General features: G+C 64.1%; 16 protein-coding genes. 2 read left to right on the top strand and 14 right to left on the bottom strand.

The features are described from left to right. Positions 1 to 8: 8 nt before the first annotated feature. From ATY02_RS32210 to pcaQ, 12 genes are all read right to left on the bottom strand, one after another. Positions 9 to 1346, bottom strand: coding sequence for a TolC family outer membrane protein (locus ATY02_RS32210; RefSeq protein WP_068576375.1), 1338 nt, complete (start codon positions 1344 to 1346; stop codon positions 9 to 11). After that, a complete protein-coding gene (locus ATY02_RS32215) occupies positions 1343 to 2692 on the bottom strand; it encodes an HlyD family type I secretion periplasmic adaptor subunit (protein WP_068576373.1) in 1350 nt (449 codons plus the stop codon). Before ATY02_RS32215 ends, ATY02_RS32210 begins: the two co-directional genes overlap by 4 nt. Continuing rightward, the gene (locus tag ATY02_RS32220; RefSeq protein ID WP_068576371.1) at positions 2689 to 4470 is read right to left on the bottom strand and encodes a type I secretion system permease/ATPase; all 1782 of its coding nucleotides are present in this window, start codon (positions 4468 to 4470) and stop codon (positions 2689 to 2691) included. The genes ATY02_RS32215 and ATY02_RS32220 overlap by 4 nt, the downstream gene beginning before the upstream one ends. A gap of 219 nt (positions 4471 to 4689) precedes the next feature. Beyond that, entirely contained in the window at positions 4690 to 5304 is a 615-nt protein-coding gene (locus ATY02_RS32225) for a heme acquisition protein HasA (RefSeq protein ID WP_068576369.1), read from the bottom strand. Positions 5305 to 5386: 82 nt separating this feature from the next. Continuing rightward, positions 5387 to 8092, bottom strand: a complete 2706-nt coding sequence (locus tag ATY02_RS32230) for a TonB-dependent receptor (RefSeq protein WP_068576367.1) — start codon at positions 8090 to 8092, stop codon at positions 5387 to 5389. 130 nt (positions 8093 to 8222) lie between these two features. Continuing rightward, positions 8223 to 9236, bottom strand: coding sequence for a FecR family protein (locus ATY02_RS32235; RefSeq protein ID WP_068576365.1), 1014 nt, complete (start codon positions 9234 to 9236; stop codon positions 8223 to 8225). Between the two features lie 63 nt (positions 9237 to 9299). Further along, the gene (locus ATY02_RS32240; protein ID WP_068576415.1) at positions 9300 to 9821 is read right to left on the bottom strand and encodes an RNA polymerase sigma factor; all 522 of its coding nucleotides are present in this window, start codon (positions 9819 to 9821) and stop codon (positions 9300 to 9302) included. Positions 9822 to 9947: 126 nt separating this feature from the next. Then, the gene (locus tag ATY02_RS32245; RefSeq protein ID WP_068576362.1) at positions 9948 to 10172 is read right to left on the bottom strand and encodes a hypothetical protein; all 225 of its coding nucleotides are present in this window, start codon (positions 10170 to 10172) and stop codon (positions 9948 to 9950) included. A 105-nt stretch (positions 10173 to 10277) separates the two neighbouring features. Further along, on the bottom strand, positions 10278 to 10955 hold the full coding sequence (locus ATY02_RS32250) for a TetR/AcrR family transcriptional regulator (RefSeq protein WP_068576361.1): 678 nt from the start codon (positions 10953 to 10955) through the stop codon (positions 10278 to 10280). 191 nt (positions 10956 to 11146) lie between these two features. Then, on the bottom strand, positions 11147 to 11752 hold the full coding sequence (pcaG, locus tag ATY02_RS32255; RefSeq protein WP_068576360.1) for a protocatechuate 3,4-dioxygenase subunit alpha: 606 nt from the start codon (positions 11750 to 11752) through the stop codon (positions 11147 to 11149). Between the two features lie 10 nt (positions 11753 to 11762). After that, positions 11763 to 12479, bottom strand: a complete 717-nt coding sequence (pcaH, locus tag ATY02_RS32260) for a protocatechuate 3,4-dioxygenase subunit beta (protein WP_068576358.1) — start codon at positions 12477 to 12479, stop codon at positions 11763 to 11765. 104 nt (positions 12480 to 12583) lie between these two features. After that, positions 12584 to 13513, bottom strand: coding sequence for a pca operon transcription factor PcaQ (gene pcaQ / locus ATY02_RS32265; protein WP_068576413.1), 930 nt, complete (start codon positions 13511 to 13513; stop codon positions 12584 to 12586). A gap of 140 nt (positions 13514 to 13653) precedes the next feature. Here pcaQ and ATY02_RS32270 point away from each other — a divergent pair, with 140 nt between their 5' ends. Beyond that, the gene (locus ATY02_RS32270; RefSeq protein WP_068576356.1) at positions 13654 to 14553 is read left to right on the top strand and encodes a neutral zinc metallopeptidase; all 900 of its coding nucleotides are present in this window, start codon (positions 13654 to 13656) and stop codon (positions 14551 to 14553) included. After that, positions 14554 to 15525, top strand: a complete 972-nt coding sequence (locus ATY02_RS32275; protein ID WP_068576353.1) for a hypothetical protein — start codon at positions 14554 to 14556, stop codon at positions 15523 to 15525. It abuts the gene before it with no gap. Positions 15526 to 15553: 28 nt separating this feature from the next. On the opposite strand, the gene ATY02_RS32280 is transcribed toward ATY02_RS32275, so the two are convergent. After that, positions 15554 to 16147: an HAD family hydrolase gene (locus tag ATY02_RS32280; RefSeq protein ID WP_068576349.1), complete on the bottom strand. Its 594-nt coding sequence runs from the start codon at positions 16145 to 16147 to the stop codon at positions 15554 to 15556. Further along, the gene (tesB, locus tag ATY02_RS32285) at positions 16144 to 17013 is read right to left on the bottom strand and encodes an acyl-CoA thioesterase II (RefSeq protein ID WP_068576347.1); all 870 of its coding nucleotides are present in this window, start codon (positions 17011 to 17013) and stop codon (positions 16144 to 16146) included. Before tesB ends, ATY02_RS32280 begins: the two co-directional genes overlap by 4 nt. Positions 17014 to 17052: the final 39 nt, after the last annotated feature.

Raw genomic sequence — 17052 nt, forward strand, 5'->3', positions numbered from 1 at the left:
GTCAGCGGCTACAGGGTCGGGTGGAAGTAGTCGGCCAGTTGCACCATGTCCTGCTCGTTGAGCAGGCCAGCCTGGTACTTGAGCTGGATACGCGCCAGCAGGTAGGCATGCCGGGCATCGGCCAGGTCGCGGCGGGCGCTGAACAGTTGCTGCTCGGCGTCCAGCACATCGAGGTTGACCCGTTCACCACCGCGCACGCTTTTCTGGGTCGCGGCCACCAGGGCCTGGGCCGAGTCCACCGCCATCTCATAGGCCTGGACCCTCGCTGCGGCACTGGTATTGAGGTTGAACTGCTTGCGCAGTTCGTTAAGGGTAGTGGCCGTTTGCGCATCCAGCTCGTACTGCGCCTGGGACAGCTGGCTGGCCGCCTGGCGGGTCGAGGCCGACACCGAGCCTCCGGCGAACAGCGGCAGGCTGACCTGGATACCGACCGTGTTGGTGTCGTACTGCTGGTTGTAGGAGCTCTCGGAGTCGGAGCGGGTCTGGCGGCTGCTGGCGTACAGGCTGACCTTGGGCAGGTGCCCGGCACGCTTGCGCTCCACCTCATACTCAGCCGCCCGCAGGGCCTGCTGCTGGGAGGCCAGCTGCGGGTTGTTGGCCATGGCCAGCTCACGCCAGGTCTCGAAGCGGTTGGGCAGCAACGGCCGGATCTGGAACTGGCGGACCAGTGGGTCCAGCTCGTCGATCTGCAACGGCTCGCCAACGATGGCCTGCAACTCGCGCAGGGCGGCATCCTGCTGGTCCCGCGCCTCGATTTCCTCGGCCAGTGCCAGGCTCAGGCGGGCCTGGGTTTCCAGCGCATCGGTCCGGGTACCTTCACCACTCTTGAGCAACCGTTGGTTGAGCTGCAAGCGCTCGGCAAAGGCGCGCTTCTGCGCGCCACTCAACTCGATACGCTCCTGGGCCAGCAATGCCTGGCTATAGGCACCCAGCAGGCGTACGGCCAACTCCTGGCTCTTGCTGCGAAAGCGCTCGTCGGCGAACAGTGCCTGGGCCGCGCCCTGACGAAAGCGCGCATAGGCTTCGTAGTCCAGCAAGGGTTGCTGTAAGGTCAGCGTCGATGCGTAGCTGCGATAGTCACGGTTGCTGGTGAGATCACCACGCAGGGTTTCCTGGGTCACCTGCGAGCGGTTGCGCGAATTGTTGTAGTTCCAGGACAGGCTCGGCAGCAGCCCGGCCCGACCAATGGCGCGATTCTCCTCCCCGGCATCGCGCTCCTTGATCGCCGCCTGGAAGGTCGGGTCATTGCGCAAGGCCAGGTCGTAGGCTGCCAGCAGCCCCAGCGCCCGGACTTCAGGCGCCAGCAGCAACCCCAGCAGGAGCAGGTATCGTCCAGCGCGGCTCATTCTTCCACCAGCGCCATGTGGCTACGGTCCAGCAAGGGCTTGAACAGGTAGTTGAGCATCGAGCGTTCGCCGGTACGGACAAAGGCTTCCACCGGCATCCCCGGGCGAACCTGCAGGCCTTGCAACTGCTGCATGCCCTGGCTGCTGACCGTGGCGCGCAAGGTGTAGTAAGGCTCCTCGGTACGCTCATCCACCTGGCGATCGGCGGACACCAGGGTCACCTCCCCCGCCACCCTTGGCGTGGTGCTCTGGTTGAACGCCGGGAACATCAATTCCACCGCCAGCCCCGGATGCACCTTGTCGATCAGTTGCACCGGTACCCGCGCCTCCACCAGCAGCGGTTCGTCCTGGGGCACAATGTCCATCAACGGCTGGCCCGGCTTGATCACCCCGCCCTCGGTATACACCTCAAGGCCCACCACTACGCCGGCAGCCGGCGCCCGGACCAGGCTGTTGGCCAGGTCGAACTCCGCGGAGGCCAGCCGATTGCGCAAGTCCTCGGTGCGGATACGGGTATCGGCCAACTGGCTGCGCAGGTCTTTCTGGAAGTCCTCGCCGACCTGGCGGATGCGCAGGCGCAGTTCGAGGATCTGGCGCTGCAGCAAACCGATCCGGCCAAAGTCTTCTGCGATCGCCCCCTCGACCTGGGCATACAAACGCTCGCTGTCCAGCAGCCGGTTACGCGGGATATAGCCATCCCGGGCCAGCTCGCGCAAACCTTGCAGCTGCTCGTTCAAGGCTTGGCGCTGCTGCACCTTGCTGGCCTGGGAATCCCGGGTACCGCGCAGCTGCGCCTCGGAGCCGGCGATGGTTTCGGCAATCCCCTGCTGCTCCATGGCCAGGGCCTGGCGCCGGCTGTCGAACAACTGCCGTTGCAGGGTCAGGCTGGCGGCTACTTCCGGCTCGCCCGCCAAGGCCAGTAGCTGGGGGTCGAAGGTGATCTGGGGCGTACCCTCGCGCTCGGCGTTGAGGCGCGCCTCGCTGGCCAGGGACCCCAGGTACTGGCTGCGCAAGGACTGCATCTGGGCACGCAACGGGGTTTCGTTGAGCCGCAGCAGGACTTGCCCGGCACCGACCCGCTGCCCCTCCTTGACCTCGATGCGCTCGACGATCCCGCCGCTCTGGTGCTGTACGGTCTTGCGATGCCCCGAGACCATGACCTTGCCCGACACCGCCACCCCCTTGTCCAGGGGCGCCAGTGCGGCCCAGCCGAGGAAACCGACGAAACCGGCCAGCACCAACAGCCAACCCAGCCGGGAGTATTTCCTGTCGTCCAGCACCAGCACCTTGCCGGCCACCAAGGGTTCGCCTGCGCTGGCATGGCCTGTGGATAACGCTGCCTTCATGCTTTTCTACCTTCCCCGCCGGCCATGCCCAGGCGATAACTCATGTTCAGATTGGCCACCGGATTGCTCACAGGTGACGCCGGTGGGGCGGCCTTGGCCTTGTGGCTGGCTTCCAGCACCCGGGCGGTAGGGCCGAATGCTTGCAACTGCCCCTCGCGCAGGATCATCAACTGGTCGGTCAGGGTCAGCACATTGGGTTTATGGGTGATCAGCACCAGGGTCCGGCGCAACTGCTTGAGCTGGGCGATGGCTTGCAACAGTGCCTGCTCGCCGGCCTCATCCAGATTGGAGTTGGGCTCATCGAGCACGATCAATGCCGGCAAGCCGTACAAGGCACGGGCCAGGCCGATACGCTGGCGCTGCCCCCCGGACAGGCCGGCTCCCCCTTCACCCAAACGCGTGTCGTAGCCCTGGGGCATCTGCAGGATCAGTTCATGCACCCCGGCCATCTGCGCCGCTTGCAGTACCTGGTCCGAGTCCACCTGGGCAAACCGTGCGATGTTTTCGGCAATGCTGCCGGCGAACAGCTGGATGTCCTGGGGCAGGTAGCCGATATGCGGGCCCAGTTGCCGCTTGTCCCATTGAGCGAGGTCCGCACCATCCAGGCGCACCTTGCCGGTCAGCGGCGTCCAGGCCCCGACCAGCAAGCGGGCCAACGTGGATTTACCGCAACCAGAGGGGCCGATCACCCCCAGGACCTGGCCTGCCGCCAGGGTGAACCCGAGGTTGGCCAGGGCCGGGCGCCGTCGCCCCGGGGCACAGGCGCTCAACTGCTCGATATCCAGTTGCCCCTTGGGTGCCGGCAGGCTCATGCGCACGGGGCGCGGCGGATTTTCCTGCAGCAACTGCGCCAGCCGTTCGTAGGCCAAGCGCGCCGAGCTCCACTGCTTCCATACCGCAATCAACTGATCGATGGGGCTGAGCACCCGGCCCATCAGGATCGAGCCGGCGATCATCATCCCCGGAGTGATCTGCCCCTGCACCGCCAGCCAGGCACCCAGGCCCAGGACCAGGGATTGCAAGGCCATGCGCACGCCCTTGGACCAGGCACTGATGGTCGCGGTCTTGGCGCTGGCCAGGTTCTGCTGGGCAAGAAACGCCTGGTGCCCGGCAAACCAGCGCTCGCGCAAGGCCGCGAGCATCCCCATGGCCTCGATGGCATCGGCGTTGCGCAGGTTGGCCGAAGCCTGCTGGCTGGTCAGGATGGACAACTGGCTGGCCTCGGCCAACGGTGCCTGGCAGATACGCTGGTTGATCCAGGCCAGCGCCACCAGCAGCAGCGCGCCGCCCAGGGCCAGCAACCCGAGCCAGGGATGAAACAGGAAGATCACCAGCAGGTACACCGGGAACCACGGGGCATCGAAGAAGGCGAACAAGGCGTTGCCGGTGGCGAATTGGCGCAGCGCCGTCAGGTCGTTCAGCGCCTGCCCGGCCGCCTGCGGGCTGCCCTTGAGCTGGGCCTCGAACGCCGCATCGTACACCCGCTGGTTCAAGCGCATGTCCATCTGCGTACCGAGGTGGATCACCACCTGGCTGCGCACCCACTCCAACGCCCCCATCAAGCCGAACAGGCCGAGGATCATCAGCGTCAGCATCAGCAGGGTCATCTGATTGCCCGAAGCCAATACCCGGTCATAGACCTGCAGCATGTACAGGGCCGGCGCCAGCATCAGCAGGTTGATCACTGCCGAGAACAGGCCAATGTTGAAAAAGCCGCTCTTGTAGGCCGCCAGGGCCGCCAGCGTCTCGGAAGCGGCAAGTGAGTTCGGCCTGCTCATCCAGATGTCCTGTGGAAAGTTAAAGGAGAGGTGGCCCTCCACCCCGACAGGATGGAGCGGCAAGAGGCGCGCCCGGTACGTTGACAGGCACCGCGGCGCTCCCCAGAATTTGCCACCGCCGTCGCCCTGGCCTTCGAAAACTCGGGCGACGACGGTGAGTTGAAACAGCGAATGGAGGAGCGATCCTGCATTCGCTTTTTTATTGCCTCAGGCCTGCACTCAGGCCGCCAGCGCCCAGTCGTGGGCCACATCCTGTACACCCACCAGGCCGATATCGGCGGCAGCAGGTAGCGGATTGGCATGGGCAACACCGGCCGCTGCCAGGTCGTCGAACGTCGAGTTCACCGACAGGTTCGGGTTGATCGCCTTGAGCAGCGCATCGATTTCGCCTGCCAGTGCCGAGCTGTCGCCGCTCATCAGGCCATAGACCACCTTGTGCACCTCACCCGCACGGCCCTCTTCGCGCAGGCTGTTCAGGCCCAGGTTGGCGAAGCTGACTTCCTGGCTGACCAGGCTGTAGTTGCTGCCCGAGCCACCGGCAAGGGTGTCGCCCAGGGAGACTTTATCCAGCGAGCCCCACAGGGTATGGCTCGGGTTGTTGAACAGGGTGTAGTGCAGGTTGCCATCGGCCACGAAGGCGGCATCGCTGGCCGTGCTCTTGATGGCGTATTGGGTGCCGTCGAACGGCCCCGGGTTGAAGCCTCCGGTGTTGGTGCCGTCCACCACCTGGCCCGGACGATGGTTGACGTCGCCGAAGTAGGCCGACCAGTCGTTCAGGTATTGCGCGACAGTGTTACCGCCATAGGTAGCGCTGTAAGAGATCGAAATGCTCATGCAAAACTCCAATACATAGGTGGGTCATGTCCGCAGCACGCCTGTGCCTGCTGCGGTTTTGCCCGTCACTGGGCAAAAGCGGTCAGAACTGATATTCCACGGTGCCTTGCAGGGTGCGGCCACGGCCGAGGGTGAAGGCCAGGACATCGCCAAGGGGAACCAGGTAGGCGCGATCGGTGACGTTCTCCATGGCCAGGCGCAAGGTCAGCTCCTGGGTGGCCCGGTAGCTGCCATAGAGGTCGTAGACGGTGTAGGGCTTCCAGTCGGCCGGATAGACGCCCGACCGGCTGACCGTCATGTTGGCCGAGTCGGAGATCGAGTAGCCGGCGCTGTATCGGGCGCGGGCGCCGATATCCAGCCTGCGGTCGAAAAAGCGCGCGCCCAGGGTCAAGGTGCCGCGATCCATGGGCATATGCTCGGCCGAACCCAGGATGGCAGCCTTGCATTGGGTGGCGTTGTTGGCGGCGTCATCGGGGCGCATGCCGGTAACGACCGCCCGGCGCCCGGTACCGCTCTTCACCGGCTGGGTCACGCCGCCCAGCCATGCGGTCTTCATGCAGAAATCGTTGTCGCCGATCATGCGGGTGTAGTTCAACTGGCCATAGGCCCCGCCGGTGTCATAGTCGAGTTGGTATTCGATGCCCTTGAACCGGGTGCCGCTCATGTCGTTGACATAGGCGCTGTTGCCGATACCGGCCATGCCATAGCCCGGAGGCTGGACGCCCATGGCCATGTAGATGAAGTCATCGACCCGGGTATCGAAGTAGGCCACCTTGACCCCGAGGCGGTCGTCGTCGAACCAGAGGTTTTCCTTGAAGATGTTGAACCCCGCCTCCCAGGTGGTGGAACGCTCAGGCTTGAGGAACGGATTGGGGTACATGCTTTCCGAGCCACCGCCATGGGGGCGACCGGTGATCATGGTTTCGGTCACCGCTGGCGGGCGCCAGCCCTTGCCGTAGCTGGCGAACAATTGCAGCCATTCCACCCCTGGCTTGACCGACAGGCCGAAGGTCGGCGAGAACCGCCCTTCCTGGTCGTCGATGTCGTAGGCCACGGGCACCGAGACTTGCTGCGGCGTCTTGCCAATCACGAAGGTCCGGGTATTGATCCCGGTTTCACCGCGCAACCGATAACGGTCATAGCGCAAGCCCGCGTTGAGGTTCAGCCAACCGTCATAGTCGTAGTCCAGGCGGGTGAACAGGCTGCCCAGGGCCCGGTCGCCCTCGGGCGTCATGCTGGCCGCGGGCGAGGCACTGACCGCCGAGCCCTTGGGGACTGGCTGGCTGGAGTCCGGGCGAACCTTGTCGTAGAAAAACTCCAGGCCGTAGTTGGCCTTGACCGTGGAGCGCTCGCTCAGGGCGAAGGTCGAGGTGTTCTGTGCCTGGGCGCCATAGGTATCGGTCTGGTAGGTGATCGAGTAGCCAGGATTGATACCGCGCTGCAAGGTGCTCTGGTCGTTGCGATTATCGACGTAGTACAACTTGGCCTTGAAGTCGATCAGCGGGTTGTCCGGCGCGTAGCTGTAGTCGAGGCCAAAGTTCTGCGAGCGCACGTCGCTGCTGCCGAGCTTCTCCCACAGCTGGCCGGTTTTCTCGACGTTCATCATGTTGGCATCGTCGTAGTCGACCTGGGTGCTCAGGTAGCTCAGTTGCAGGCGCTGGTCCTCGGGCAGGTTGAGTCCCAGCTTGGCCAGGCGCGAGCGCATCACCGAGCCGGAGTAGGCAACCGGGGAGTTCTTGACCCGCTCGCTGACCGCCGGGTTCTTCGCGGCGCCGGTGCGCAACTCGCCGATACCGCCCTTGGTTCCAGGATCGTAATCACCCAGGTGGCGTTCGCTGGCCGCCAGCAGCATGTCCCAGGCCTGCGTGCCGATGGCGAAGGCCGAGCTGCCAATGAAGTGAGTACCGTTGCGGCGTCCACCCAGGCCGCTGGTCACACGGATCCGACCGCCGATTTCCTGACCGGGCTTGAGCAGGTCACGGGCATCGAGGGTGCGAAAGTTGGCGACCCCGCCGATCACCCCGGCACCGCCCATGGTCGAAGTGGCGCCCTTCTCCACCACGACTTCGGACAACAGCTCAGGGTCGATGTAGAGGGTGCCGTTGCGTTGCTGGTGGCCGCTTTGCTGATAGTTCTGGCGCATGCCGTCCACCGACATGTTGACCCGGCCGTAGTCCTGGATCCCGCGGATGTTCACCGACAACCCCGGATCCTGCTGGCTGACTGCCGAGTACACCCCGGAGGTCTCCTCCAGCATGTCGGCCGCGTGCCGGGGCGGGTTGCGATCGAGTTGTTCGCGAGTGACCTGGCTCACCGAGCGTGGCGCGGTATAGGTCCAGTCACGCGGGTGGCCTTCGAGGTGGCCGGAGATCGTCGTGGGAGACAGGGCCAGGGCGCCATCCTGCAAGGTCTCGACCCGGGTCAGGGTTACCTGGCGCTCACTGGTGAAGCGATACGTTACTGGCGCACTGCCCAGCAACCTCGCCAAACCATCCTCGGCGCTGTAGCGCCCCTTGAGCGACGAACTCTGCAAGCCATGCAGGCGCTGGCTGTCGAACAATACTTGCACCCCTGCCTGCTCGGCAAAGGCCAGTACGGCGGTACCGAGGGCCTGGGCGGGAATATCGAAATCCAGCCCGTGCTGGCGCTGCGTACCCTGCGCAACGGCGCCCACGACTTCCGCCGCCTGCAATACGCCGCTACCCGCCAACAGTCCCGCCACACCCAGGTGAATGGCCAGGGCCAAACGACTTGCGGCGTGAACTCCAGTGCGACTGCCTACCCTCATGTCCGTCATTCCTGCGCTGGCTATTTTTATTGATGCGAATGCATCTCAGTTAGCTAGACGTGCCACGCAGGAAAACTCAGTAAGGTTTTTTCCAAAAAATTTCAGAAATGTCAGGAAAGCTCCGCCAGCCCTAGTAAATCAGGCTGACGCCGGGCAGATCCAAACGCTGCATTTTCAGCTCCTGGGTCAGGCTGGTCAGGGCCGCATCCAGCATGTCCAGGTGGAATACCCCGCTGACCTGACGCTGGGCCAGGGCATCGTTGGCCAGTACCACCCGCCCGGGACGATAGTGGTTGAGGCGCTCGATCACCGCCGCCAGGGGCTGTCGGTCGAACACCAGGACCCCACGACGCCAACTGGTGGCCCGTTGCAGGTCGAGTCCGTCCAGGGCCACCACTCCCGAGTTCGAATCGTAGCGAGCACTCTGCCCCTCCTGCAGCACCTGCTCGCGGGCCCCTTGCCGCGCGGGATCATCCAGGCTCACCGCGACACTGTGCTGCAAGACGCCGACCCAGGCCTGCCCCGGGCCTTCCCGACCGACCACAAAGCGGGTGCCCAGGGCCCGGGCCTGACCACCTGAACTGCGCACCACAAAGGGACGTGTCTCGTCACCAGCCATCGGTGCGACATCGAATATCGCAGACCCTGCCAGCAGATCGACTTGCCGTTGGCTGGTGCTGAAATCAACCCGAATGGCACTGGTGGAGTCCAGTTCTACCTGGCTGCCGTCGGCCAATCGCACCGTACGCACCTCACCTTTGCCAGTCAGGTAGTCAGCCTCGAGGTACAGCAAGGCCTGGGGACCTTGTAGCCAGCCCAGGGCCAACGCCATGACCAGCATCGCGGCACTGGCGGCCCTCAGGATTCTGCGACGACGCGGCGGTCGCCGTGCAGCGCCTTTCGCTTGCCTGGCCCGGTGCAGCAATGGCGCGGTGCCCGTCGGCGCAGGCTCCAGGTGCAACGCTCCAAGGGCGTCCCACGTGCGCTGGGCGAACGCCAGGGCTTCGGGATGGCGAGGGTCGGCGGCCTGCCAGCGGGCAAGCTCGACCTGCTCGGCAGCGCTGAGCTCGCGTGCCTGCAAACGCACGGCCCAGTCGGCGGCGGCCTCGGTAATACTGTGCTCTTGCGAACCCTGGCTATTCACGTGTGAATCTCGATTTCTCGTTATGTATAAGCAGTGACGTCTGACCCCGGGATTTACGGTAATTCACTCGTCGGCTGGCCGCTCGTCATTGGCCTGCAGGCGCTGCATCACATAGGCCAAGGCCTTGGACAGGTGCTTTTGCACCGAGCTGTCGGAAATATCCAGGTGCCGGGCCACCTCGGCGTGGGTCATGCCTTCCATGCGGTTCAGGCGAAAGATTTCCCGAGTGCGTTCGGGCAATTCGGCCACTGCCTGTTTCAATGCCTTGCGCTGCTGCTGCGCCATCGCCTGAGCCTCCAGCCCGAGGCTTTCATCTTCGATCTCGGCCAGCATTTCATGAGGTACGGTTTCGGTCTTGCGCCGCGCCTCCTGCCGGACATGGTCGATCAGAAGATTGTTCGCCGTGCGGTAGAGATACCCCTGGGAGTTGTCGATGGGTTCGCCACGCGTCTGCTCAGCCAGCCGCAGGAAGCTCTCCTGCACCAGGTCAGCCGCCAACTGAGGGTCCCGTACTCGACGCGCCAGATAACCACGCAAGGTGGCGGCATGCTTGAGGAACAGTCCCTTGAGATCCACGTCCGACAAACCGACTCCCTGGAACATGAAGGAAATTTCCGGGCATCTTACGGCTAGTCGAGAATGATTTTCAATTAACAAGCGCGTTGTCGCCGCCCTGCACCCAGGGTACGAGCGACGACAGCGGCTACCGGCTCATTCGCCCTTGAGTTGCAAACGCGACAGCAGGCCGATCAGCAATACGTTGAAGAGAATCATCAGCAGGCTGCCGAAAATGCCTATCACGTTGATCACCTGGGTCGGCAACCAGTCGAACAGACTCACGCCGGCAAGGGACAGCAGGCGTTCGCCAAACCAGAATGAGTCGACCACGATCATCAGGATCAGGATGATTTTCAGCGTTGGGACGGGGTTGCCCATGGTGCCTTCCTTGTCGAGGGAGAATGTCGCAGGAGCCGGTTGGATTCGGCTCGCGATGGCGATCTTAAGGGGCTTGCCATCGGCCTGCCAGCCCCTGCTGCCGAGTCAGGCTTGCAGGTAGCGCAGCACCGATTCGCAGATCATTTCCCGATGCCGTTGCTTGACGGTTTCATCGGGCAGATCGACCTGGAAGATCTCGCCAAAGGTGTGGCGATTCGAAACCCGATAAAAACAGAACGAACTGATCAACAGGTGGACATCCAGGGAGTCCAGGCCAGGGCGGAACAGCCCCTGTTTCACACCGCGCTCGAGGATCTCGTCCAGGGAGTGGAGGACGTTGTCTTTCATCGCCCTGATCACGCCGGACTGCTTCACGTACTCGGCGTTGTGGATATTCTCGATGCTGACGATCCGCACGAAATCGCCGTGGAGATCGAGATGATCGAAGGTGAATTCCACCAGGCGGCGAATAGCTTCCCGAGGGCCCAGTTCTGCCAGGTTCAAGCGACTCTCGATGTGGCGGATGTCGCCGTAGATTTTTTCCAGGACCTCGACATACAGCTGTTCCTTGCTGCCGAAGTAGTAATAGATCATGCGTTTGGAGGTGTGGGTACGCTCGGCGATAGCGTCTACTCGTGCTCCGGACAATCCCTGCTGCACGAACTCGACGATGGCCTCTTGCAGGATGTTCTCGCGGGTTTTTTCCGGGTTGTTCTTGCGACTCTTGCGTGGCTCGAAAACAGGCTCGCCAGGGGCGATTGAGCATTCATTGGTTATTGTCATTCTAGGTTCACGGCCGTCACTCACAAGCGGCCGATTATGGGCCGCTGCCTGTCGCGAAGAAAGCGCAGAGGAGGCCGTTAGTGCCCTCGGTTACAGATCTTCTACAACTTGGGGCACCTGGCTTGCCAAGGGCTCTCATCGATCGCCGGGAGCGGCTCGTGGCCGTGGCGGTAACAGCCAATCAGGCCAGCCTAGAAATCGAAGAACACCGTCTCGCCTTCGCCCTGGATGCGGATATCGAATCGATAGGCTCGTCCCCCCTCCACCTCACAGGGCTGGGCCAGCAGGGTCTCCCGGCGTTGCGGCTGCTCGATCAGGCCCAGCACCGGACACAGGCTGTTGGCCTGCGCTTCATCGGCGAAGTACAGCCGGGTCTGCAAATGGATATTGATCCCCCGGGCGAACAGCGCCAGGTTGATGTGCGGTGCCATGGGCAGGCCGGCGGCATTGTTCACCACCCCAGGCTTGATCGTGTGCACGGCCCACTCCCCGGTATCCAAGGCAGTGGCAGAGCGACCGAAGCAATTGAAGGGTTTTTCCGTATCCACCAGCGAATCGTAGAAGCCTTCGTGGTTGGCCTGCCAGAACTCCAGGAACGCATCGCGTACCAGGTGTCCGTTGCCATCGTAGACACGACCAAACAGCAGGATGTGTTCACCGGGGGCGTCGGGCCGAGCCATCCGCTCGCTGATTTCCTCGGGCCGTACGGGATTGCCCGCAGCCGCCAGGGCCAGGCCGATATGCACATAGGGACCGGCAGTTTGCGAAGGGGTTTCAGGCAGCAGTTGAACAGGCATGGCAGGCTCCTCAGCAGTTCTCGAAATGGGTCCGGCGCTGGCCGCGCAACACGATGTCGAAGCGATAGGCCAGGCAATCCATGGGGTTGGCAGCGCCCATGTCCAAGCGTGCGATCAGGCTCTGCACAGCCGCCGGATCGGCGATGGACTTGACGATGGGGCACAGCGGGATCAACGGGTCCCCCTCGAAATACAGTTGGGTAACCAGCCGCGTGGCGATTGACGGCCCGCTGATGGAAAAGTGGATGTGCGCCGGGCGCCAGTCGTTGGGACCATTGCGCCATGGATAGGGGCCGGGCTTGATGGTGCGAAAGCTGTAGTAGCCGTCTCGGTCGGTGAGCGTACGCCCAACGCCACCGAAGTTCGGGTCCAGGGGCGCCAGGTAGCGGTCGTTCTTGTGCCGATAGCGGCCTCCGGCATTGGCCTGCCACATTTCCACCAGGGTATGGGGCACCGGCTGGCCGTATTGGTCGCAGACCCGCCCGGCGACGATGATCCGCTCCCCCACCGGCAAGCCGCCGTTGTCGAAGTTGCGCAGCAAGTCGTTGTCCAGGCGAGCGATACGCAGGTGAGAGAAATCCGGCCCCGTGGTTTCACTCAGCGATTGGGGAATGCTCACCAGCGCCTGGCGTGGCGAACGGGCAACCGAGGTCTTGTAGTCGGGCGTCAAGGCCTTGGGGTGCCAGTTACGGTCGCGAATCACGAAGCGACGGCTGTCATCGGACATGTCGGTCTCCTGTTGTTTGAATGTGTGGAGCGCAGCCCACGAAGTTTCAAACAGGCCAGGAGGATGGAAAACTGAAAAACCACCCCACATCCATAACCATATGGTTAAGGATAATGCCCCTCGCGATAGGCCTGCCCCACTTCTCGCAGCACCTCCACCGTCCATTGCGCCGCCAGGGGCAAGGCCAGGCTGGCATTGCTGGATATCCCCACCGAGCCACCGGGTTCGCGCAGTCCCAGGTCCAGTTCCAGCAAGTCACCGCTGGCCAGGTCCAGGCGCACGGCATCCAGCGGCGCGATCCACAGGGCATCACTGGACAGGGTGTAGCGCCGGCTCAAGGCCAGCGACAAAGTCTCCAGGCGCTGTTGTGCCTGGCGGATGCCGCACTGCACGAACAGGCTGTCGGCGTGCTTGCGGATGCTGGTGCCAGCCAGCGGCAGGACCAGGGGATAGGCGCTGACCGTGGCCCGATCCAGAGCCTTCGCCGCCAGGGGGTGCCCGGGCCGGACCACCAGGGTCATGGATTCACTGTACAGGTGCTCGAAGCTCAGGCCCTGGATCTCCGGGCTCTCGGTCATGCGCCCCACCACCAGGTCCAGGTCGCCGACCCGCAACTGCGAAAGCAGATAGGCGCTGGGGCCCGTCACTACGCTGATCGTCAATGCAGCATGCCGCTGGTGCAGGCGGCGCAGCACCTCAGGCAACAGCAGGCTTTCCACGGTGGACAGCACCCCGATGCGCACTACCTTTGCTGCGTGCTCGCCACCGCGCAAGCTGCTCACCCCTTCGCGCAAGGCCTGCACCGAAGGCCCGGCGTACCGCAGGAAGGCCCTCCCGGCGTCAGTCAGGCTGAGCCCGGCCTTGCTGCGGACAAACAGTTGGGTGTCCAGCAGCACCTCCAGCTCCTTGAGGGTCTTGGACATCGCGGGCTGGCTCACCGCCAGCACATCGGCGGCCCGAGCCAGGCTGCCCTGGCGAGCCATTTCAAGAAAACCCACCAGGTGACGGAATTTGATGCGGGTATCGATGTTCAATAGGGAGCCCCAAATGGTGTCTGGAACGAATCGGTCCGGCACCAGGCCATGGTAGCGTGGGCAAAAATCCCTGACGACCGGACTGGCGCCGGCTCGAGCCACCAGCAACACTGACCAGCAGAAAGAACGAGGACTCCCCCATGCTTTGGAAAAAAGGCCGGCGCAGCGACAACGTCGTGGATGTACGAGATGACAGCAGCGGCGGTGGAGGCGGCGGTGGCTTGCGCTTCGGTGGTGGCAAGGGATTGAGCCTGACGGCGATCGTGCTGATCGTCGGCATCGGCTGGGCCACCGGCCAGGACCCCATGCAGATCCTCGGGCAACTGCTCAGCCAGGGCGGTGGCCAGGTCTCGGCGCCGGCCACCACCCAGCAACGCAAGGCGCCACCGGCCAACGACGAACAGGCGGAGTTCGTCCGTGCGATCCTCGGCGACACCGAAGACACCTGGGGCCAGATCTTCCAGCAGGCCGGCCGCCAGTACCAGGCGCCCAAGCTGATCCTGTTCCGGGGCCGGGTCAACTCCGCCTGCGGCGCCGCGACCTCCGCCAGCGGCCCCTTCTACTGCCCTGCCGATCGCCAGGTGTACCTGGACATGGACTTCTTCCGGGAGATGGCCCAGCGTTTTTCCGCCGCGGGCGACTTTGCCCAGGCCTACGTGATCGCCCATGAGGTGGGCCACCACGTACAGACGCTGCTCGGGGTCTCGGCCAAGATGCAGGCGGCCCGCCAGCAGGGTCGGCAGATGGAAGGTGATGGCGGCCTGCTGGTACGCCAGGAACTGCAGGCCGACTGCCTGGCCGGGGTCTGGGCCTACCACGCCCAGAAACGCCTGAACTGGCTGGAACCCGGCGACGTGGAGGAAGCCCTGAACGCCGCCAACGCCATCGGCGACGACCGCCTGCAGCAGCAGGGCCAGGGCCGCGTGGTACCGGATTCCTTCACCCACGGCACCTCGGCCCAGCGAGTGCGCTGGTTCAAGACTGGCTTCAGCCAGGGCCAGGTCGGCCAGTGCGACACCTTCGCCGCCAAGAGCCTGTAGATGCGCCGCCTGCTCGCTGCACTGCTGTGCCTGGGTAGCCTCGGCGCCCAGGCCGGCGAGCATGGGGTCAAGGTCATCAGCCCCGGACGACTGGAACTGCCAGCCGGTGAGCTGGCCCTGGGCCTGAGCCAGGACTGGCGCCAGCCACTGCCGCAAGTGCAGCGGGTGCTGATCATCGTCCATGGCCGGCTGCGCAATGCCCAGACTTATCTGCACAGCGGCGAGACCGCCGCCAGGCAGGCCGGCAAAGACACCACGACGCTGGTGATCGCGCCGCAGTTCCTCAATCAGGATGACATTGCCCGCCATCACCTTCCCGACAGCCTGCTGCGCTGGCAAGGCAACGCCTGGATGGCGGGCGAACCTGCCGTCGGTCCCCATGCCTTGAGCTCCTATGCCGCGCTGGACGCCATCCTCCTGCGCCTGGGCGAGCGCCAGCGCTTTCCCGCCCTCAAGGAAATCGTGGTTGCCGGTCATTCCGGCGGTGCCCAAGTAGTACAGCGCTATGCCCTGACCTCAGGCAAACATGCCGAACTGCAACAGGCAGGGGTCGGACTGCGCTTCGTGATCGCCAACCCTTCGTCCTATGCCTACTTCGATGCCTGGCGCCCGGTTGCCTTCGACCCCGCCACCTGCCCGGGCTTCAATCGCTGGAAATATGGCCTGGAGCAGCGCCCCGCCTACGCCGCCCGACCATCATCGCAACAGTTGGAACGCAGCTATGCCAGGCGCGACATTACCTATCTGTTGGGGCAACAGGACACCGATCCCCAGCACCCGGCCCTGGACAAGAGTTGCGCCGCCCAGGCCCAGGGAGCCTATCGACTGGTGCGCGGGCACAATTACTTCGACTACCTGCGCAAGCGCCATCCCCAGGGCTTGCACCAGCGCCTGGTAGAAGTGCCCGGGGTCGGGCATGACGGGGACAAGATGTTCACCTCTGCCGAAGGCCAGGCGGCGCTGTTCAGGTAGAACGGCTACCGCCTGCGGCACCAGGCATTCAGGGCTGGAGCAGGCGATGCAAGTGCGCGCAATCGCGTGCATGCCAGTCGGTCAGTTCCGGCCAGGGGTTGTCCGGCAGGTTCACCAACACTGTGCGGGTACCGGCTGCGCGCCCACAGTCCAGGTCGAAACGATAGTCGCCGACCATCACCATGCGCTGCGGAGCCACGTTCCAGGCCTGGGCGAGCTTGAGCAAGCCACCGGGATGGGGTTTGGGCGCTGCTTCGTCGCGACCCAGCACATCGGCCTCGGCAAAGCAGTCAGCCAGGCCGATGGCCTGCAACGTCACATGGGCCAGCTCCCGGGCATTGCGGGTGAGAATGCCCAGGCGATAACCACGCCCGGCCAGGTCCCGCACCAGCTCCACCGCGCCCGGCGCCGGACGCGAGCCCAGGGCCAGTTCCCGCTCATGCTCCAGCAGCCAGGCATGCTTGGCTGCGGACTCATCCGCTGGCAGGGCTGCCAGATGCGTGAGGATGTCCGCGTCTGCCGGGATCGACAACGCCTGGCGGATCGCCGCGAAGTCATGCACGGCAATGGTCAGGGTGCCGTCCATGTCGAACACCCAATGCTCGATATCCGAAAGGCTCATGCCCAGTCCTTGCGATGCCGGATCAACCCTTCCTGGGTCACCGAGGCGACCAACTGGCCGGCGCGGTTGAACACGCTGCCGCGCGAAAAGCCCCGGGAGTTGCCAGCCCACGGGCTATCCATGGCGTACAGCAGCCAATCGTCGGCCCGCAGGTCGGCATGGAACCACAGGGCGTGATCGAGGCTGGCCACCTGCATGTCCTTCTGCCAGACCGACTTGCCATGGGGCAGCAACGAAGTGACCAGCAGGCCGAAGTCCGAGGCATAGGCCAGCAGGTATTTATGCAACGCCGGGTTGTCGGCCAGGGTGCCGTCGGCGCGGAACCAGACGTACTTCACCGGGTCCATCGGCTGTGGGTTGTAGGGGTCCCTCTCGGTCACCGGGCGCACTTCGATGGGCTTGGGGCACAGCAGCTTTTCACGCATGTGCTCGGGAATCAGGTGCGCGCGCTGGGTGGCGATCTCCAGCTCCGAGGGCAGGTTTTCCGGGCCGACCACCTGGGGCATGCTGCTCTGGTGCTCGAAGCCCTGCTCGTCGTACTGGAACGAAGCGCTGCAGGTGAAGATCGGATGGCCCTTCTGGATCGCCGTCACCCGCCGGGTGCTGAAGCTGCCGCCATCGCGGACCCGGTCTACCTGGTAGACCACCGGCAGAGCAGCATCTCCCGGACGCAGGAAGTAGCCGTGCATGGAATGTACGTGGCGCGCCTCCTCTACCGTCTGGCTGGCGGCGGACAAGGATTGGCCAAGTACCTGGCCACCGAACAGCTGGCGAAAACCCAGGTCCTGGCTACGACCGCGAAACAGGTTTTCCTCGATCGGTTCCAGGGTCAAAAGATCGACCAGATCATCCAGCACATGACTCATTCAGACTCTCCTCACACAGAGCAAAACCGCGCAATCTCG

The sequence above is a fragment of the Pseudomonas sp. BIOMIG1BAC genome, from assembly GCF_001705995.2.
Lineage (GTDB): Bacteria > Pseudomonadota > Gammaproteobacteria > Pseudomonadales > Pseudomonadaceae > Aquipseudomonas > Aquipseudomonas sessilinigenes.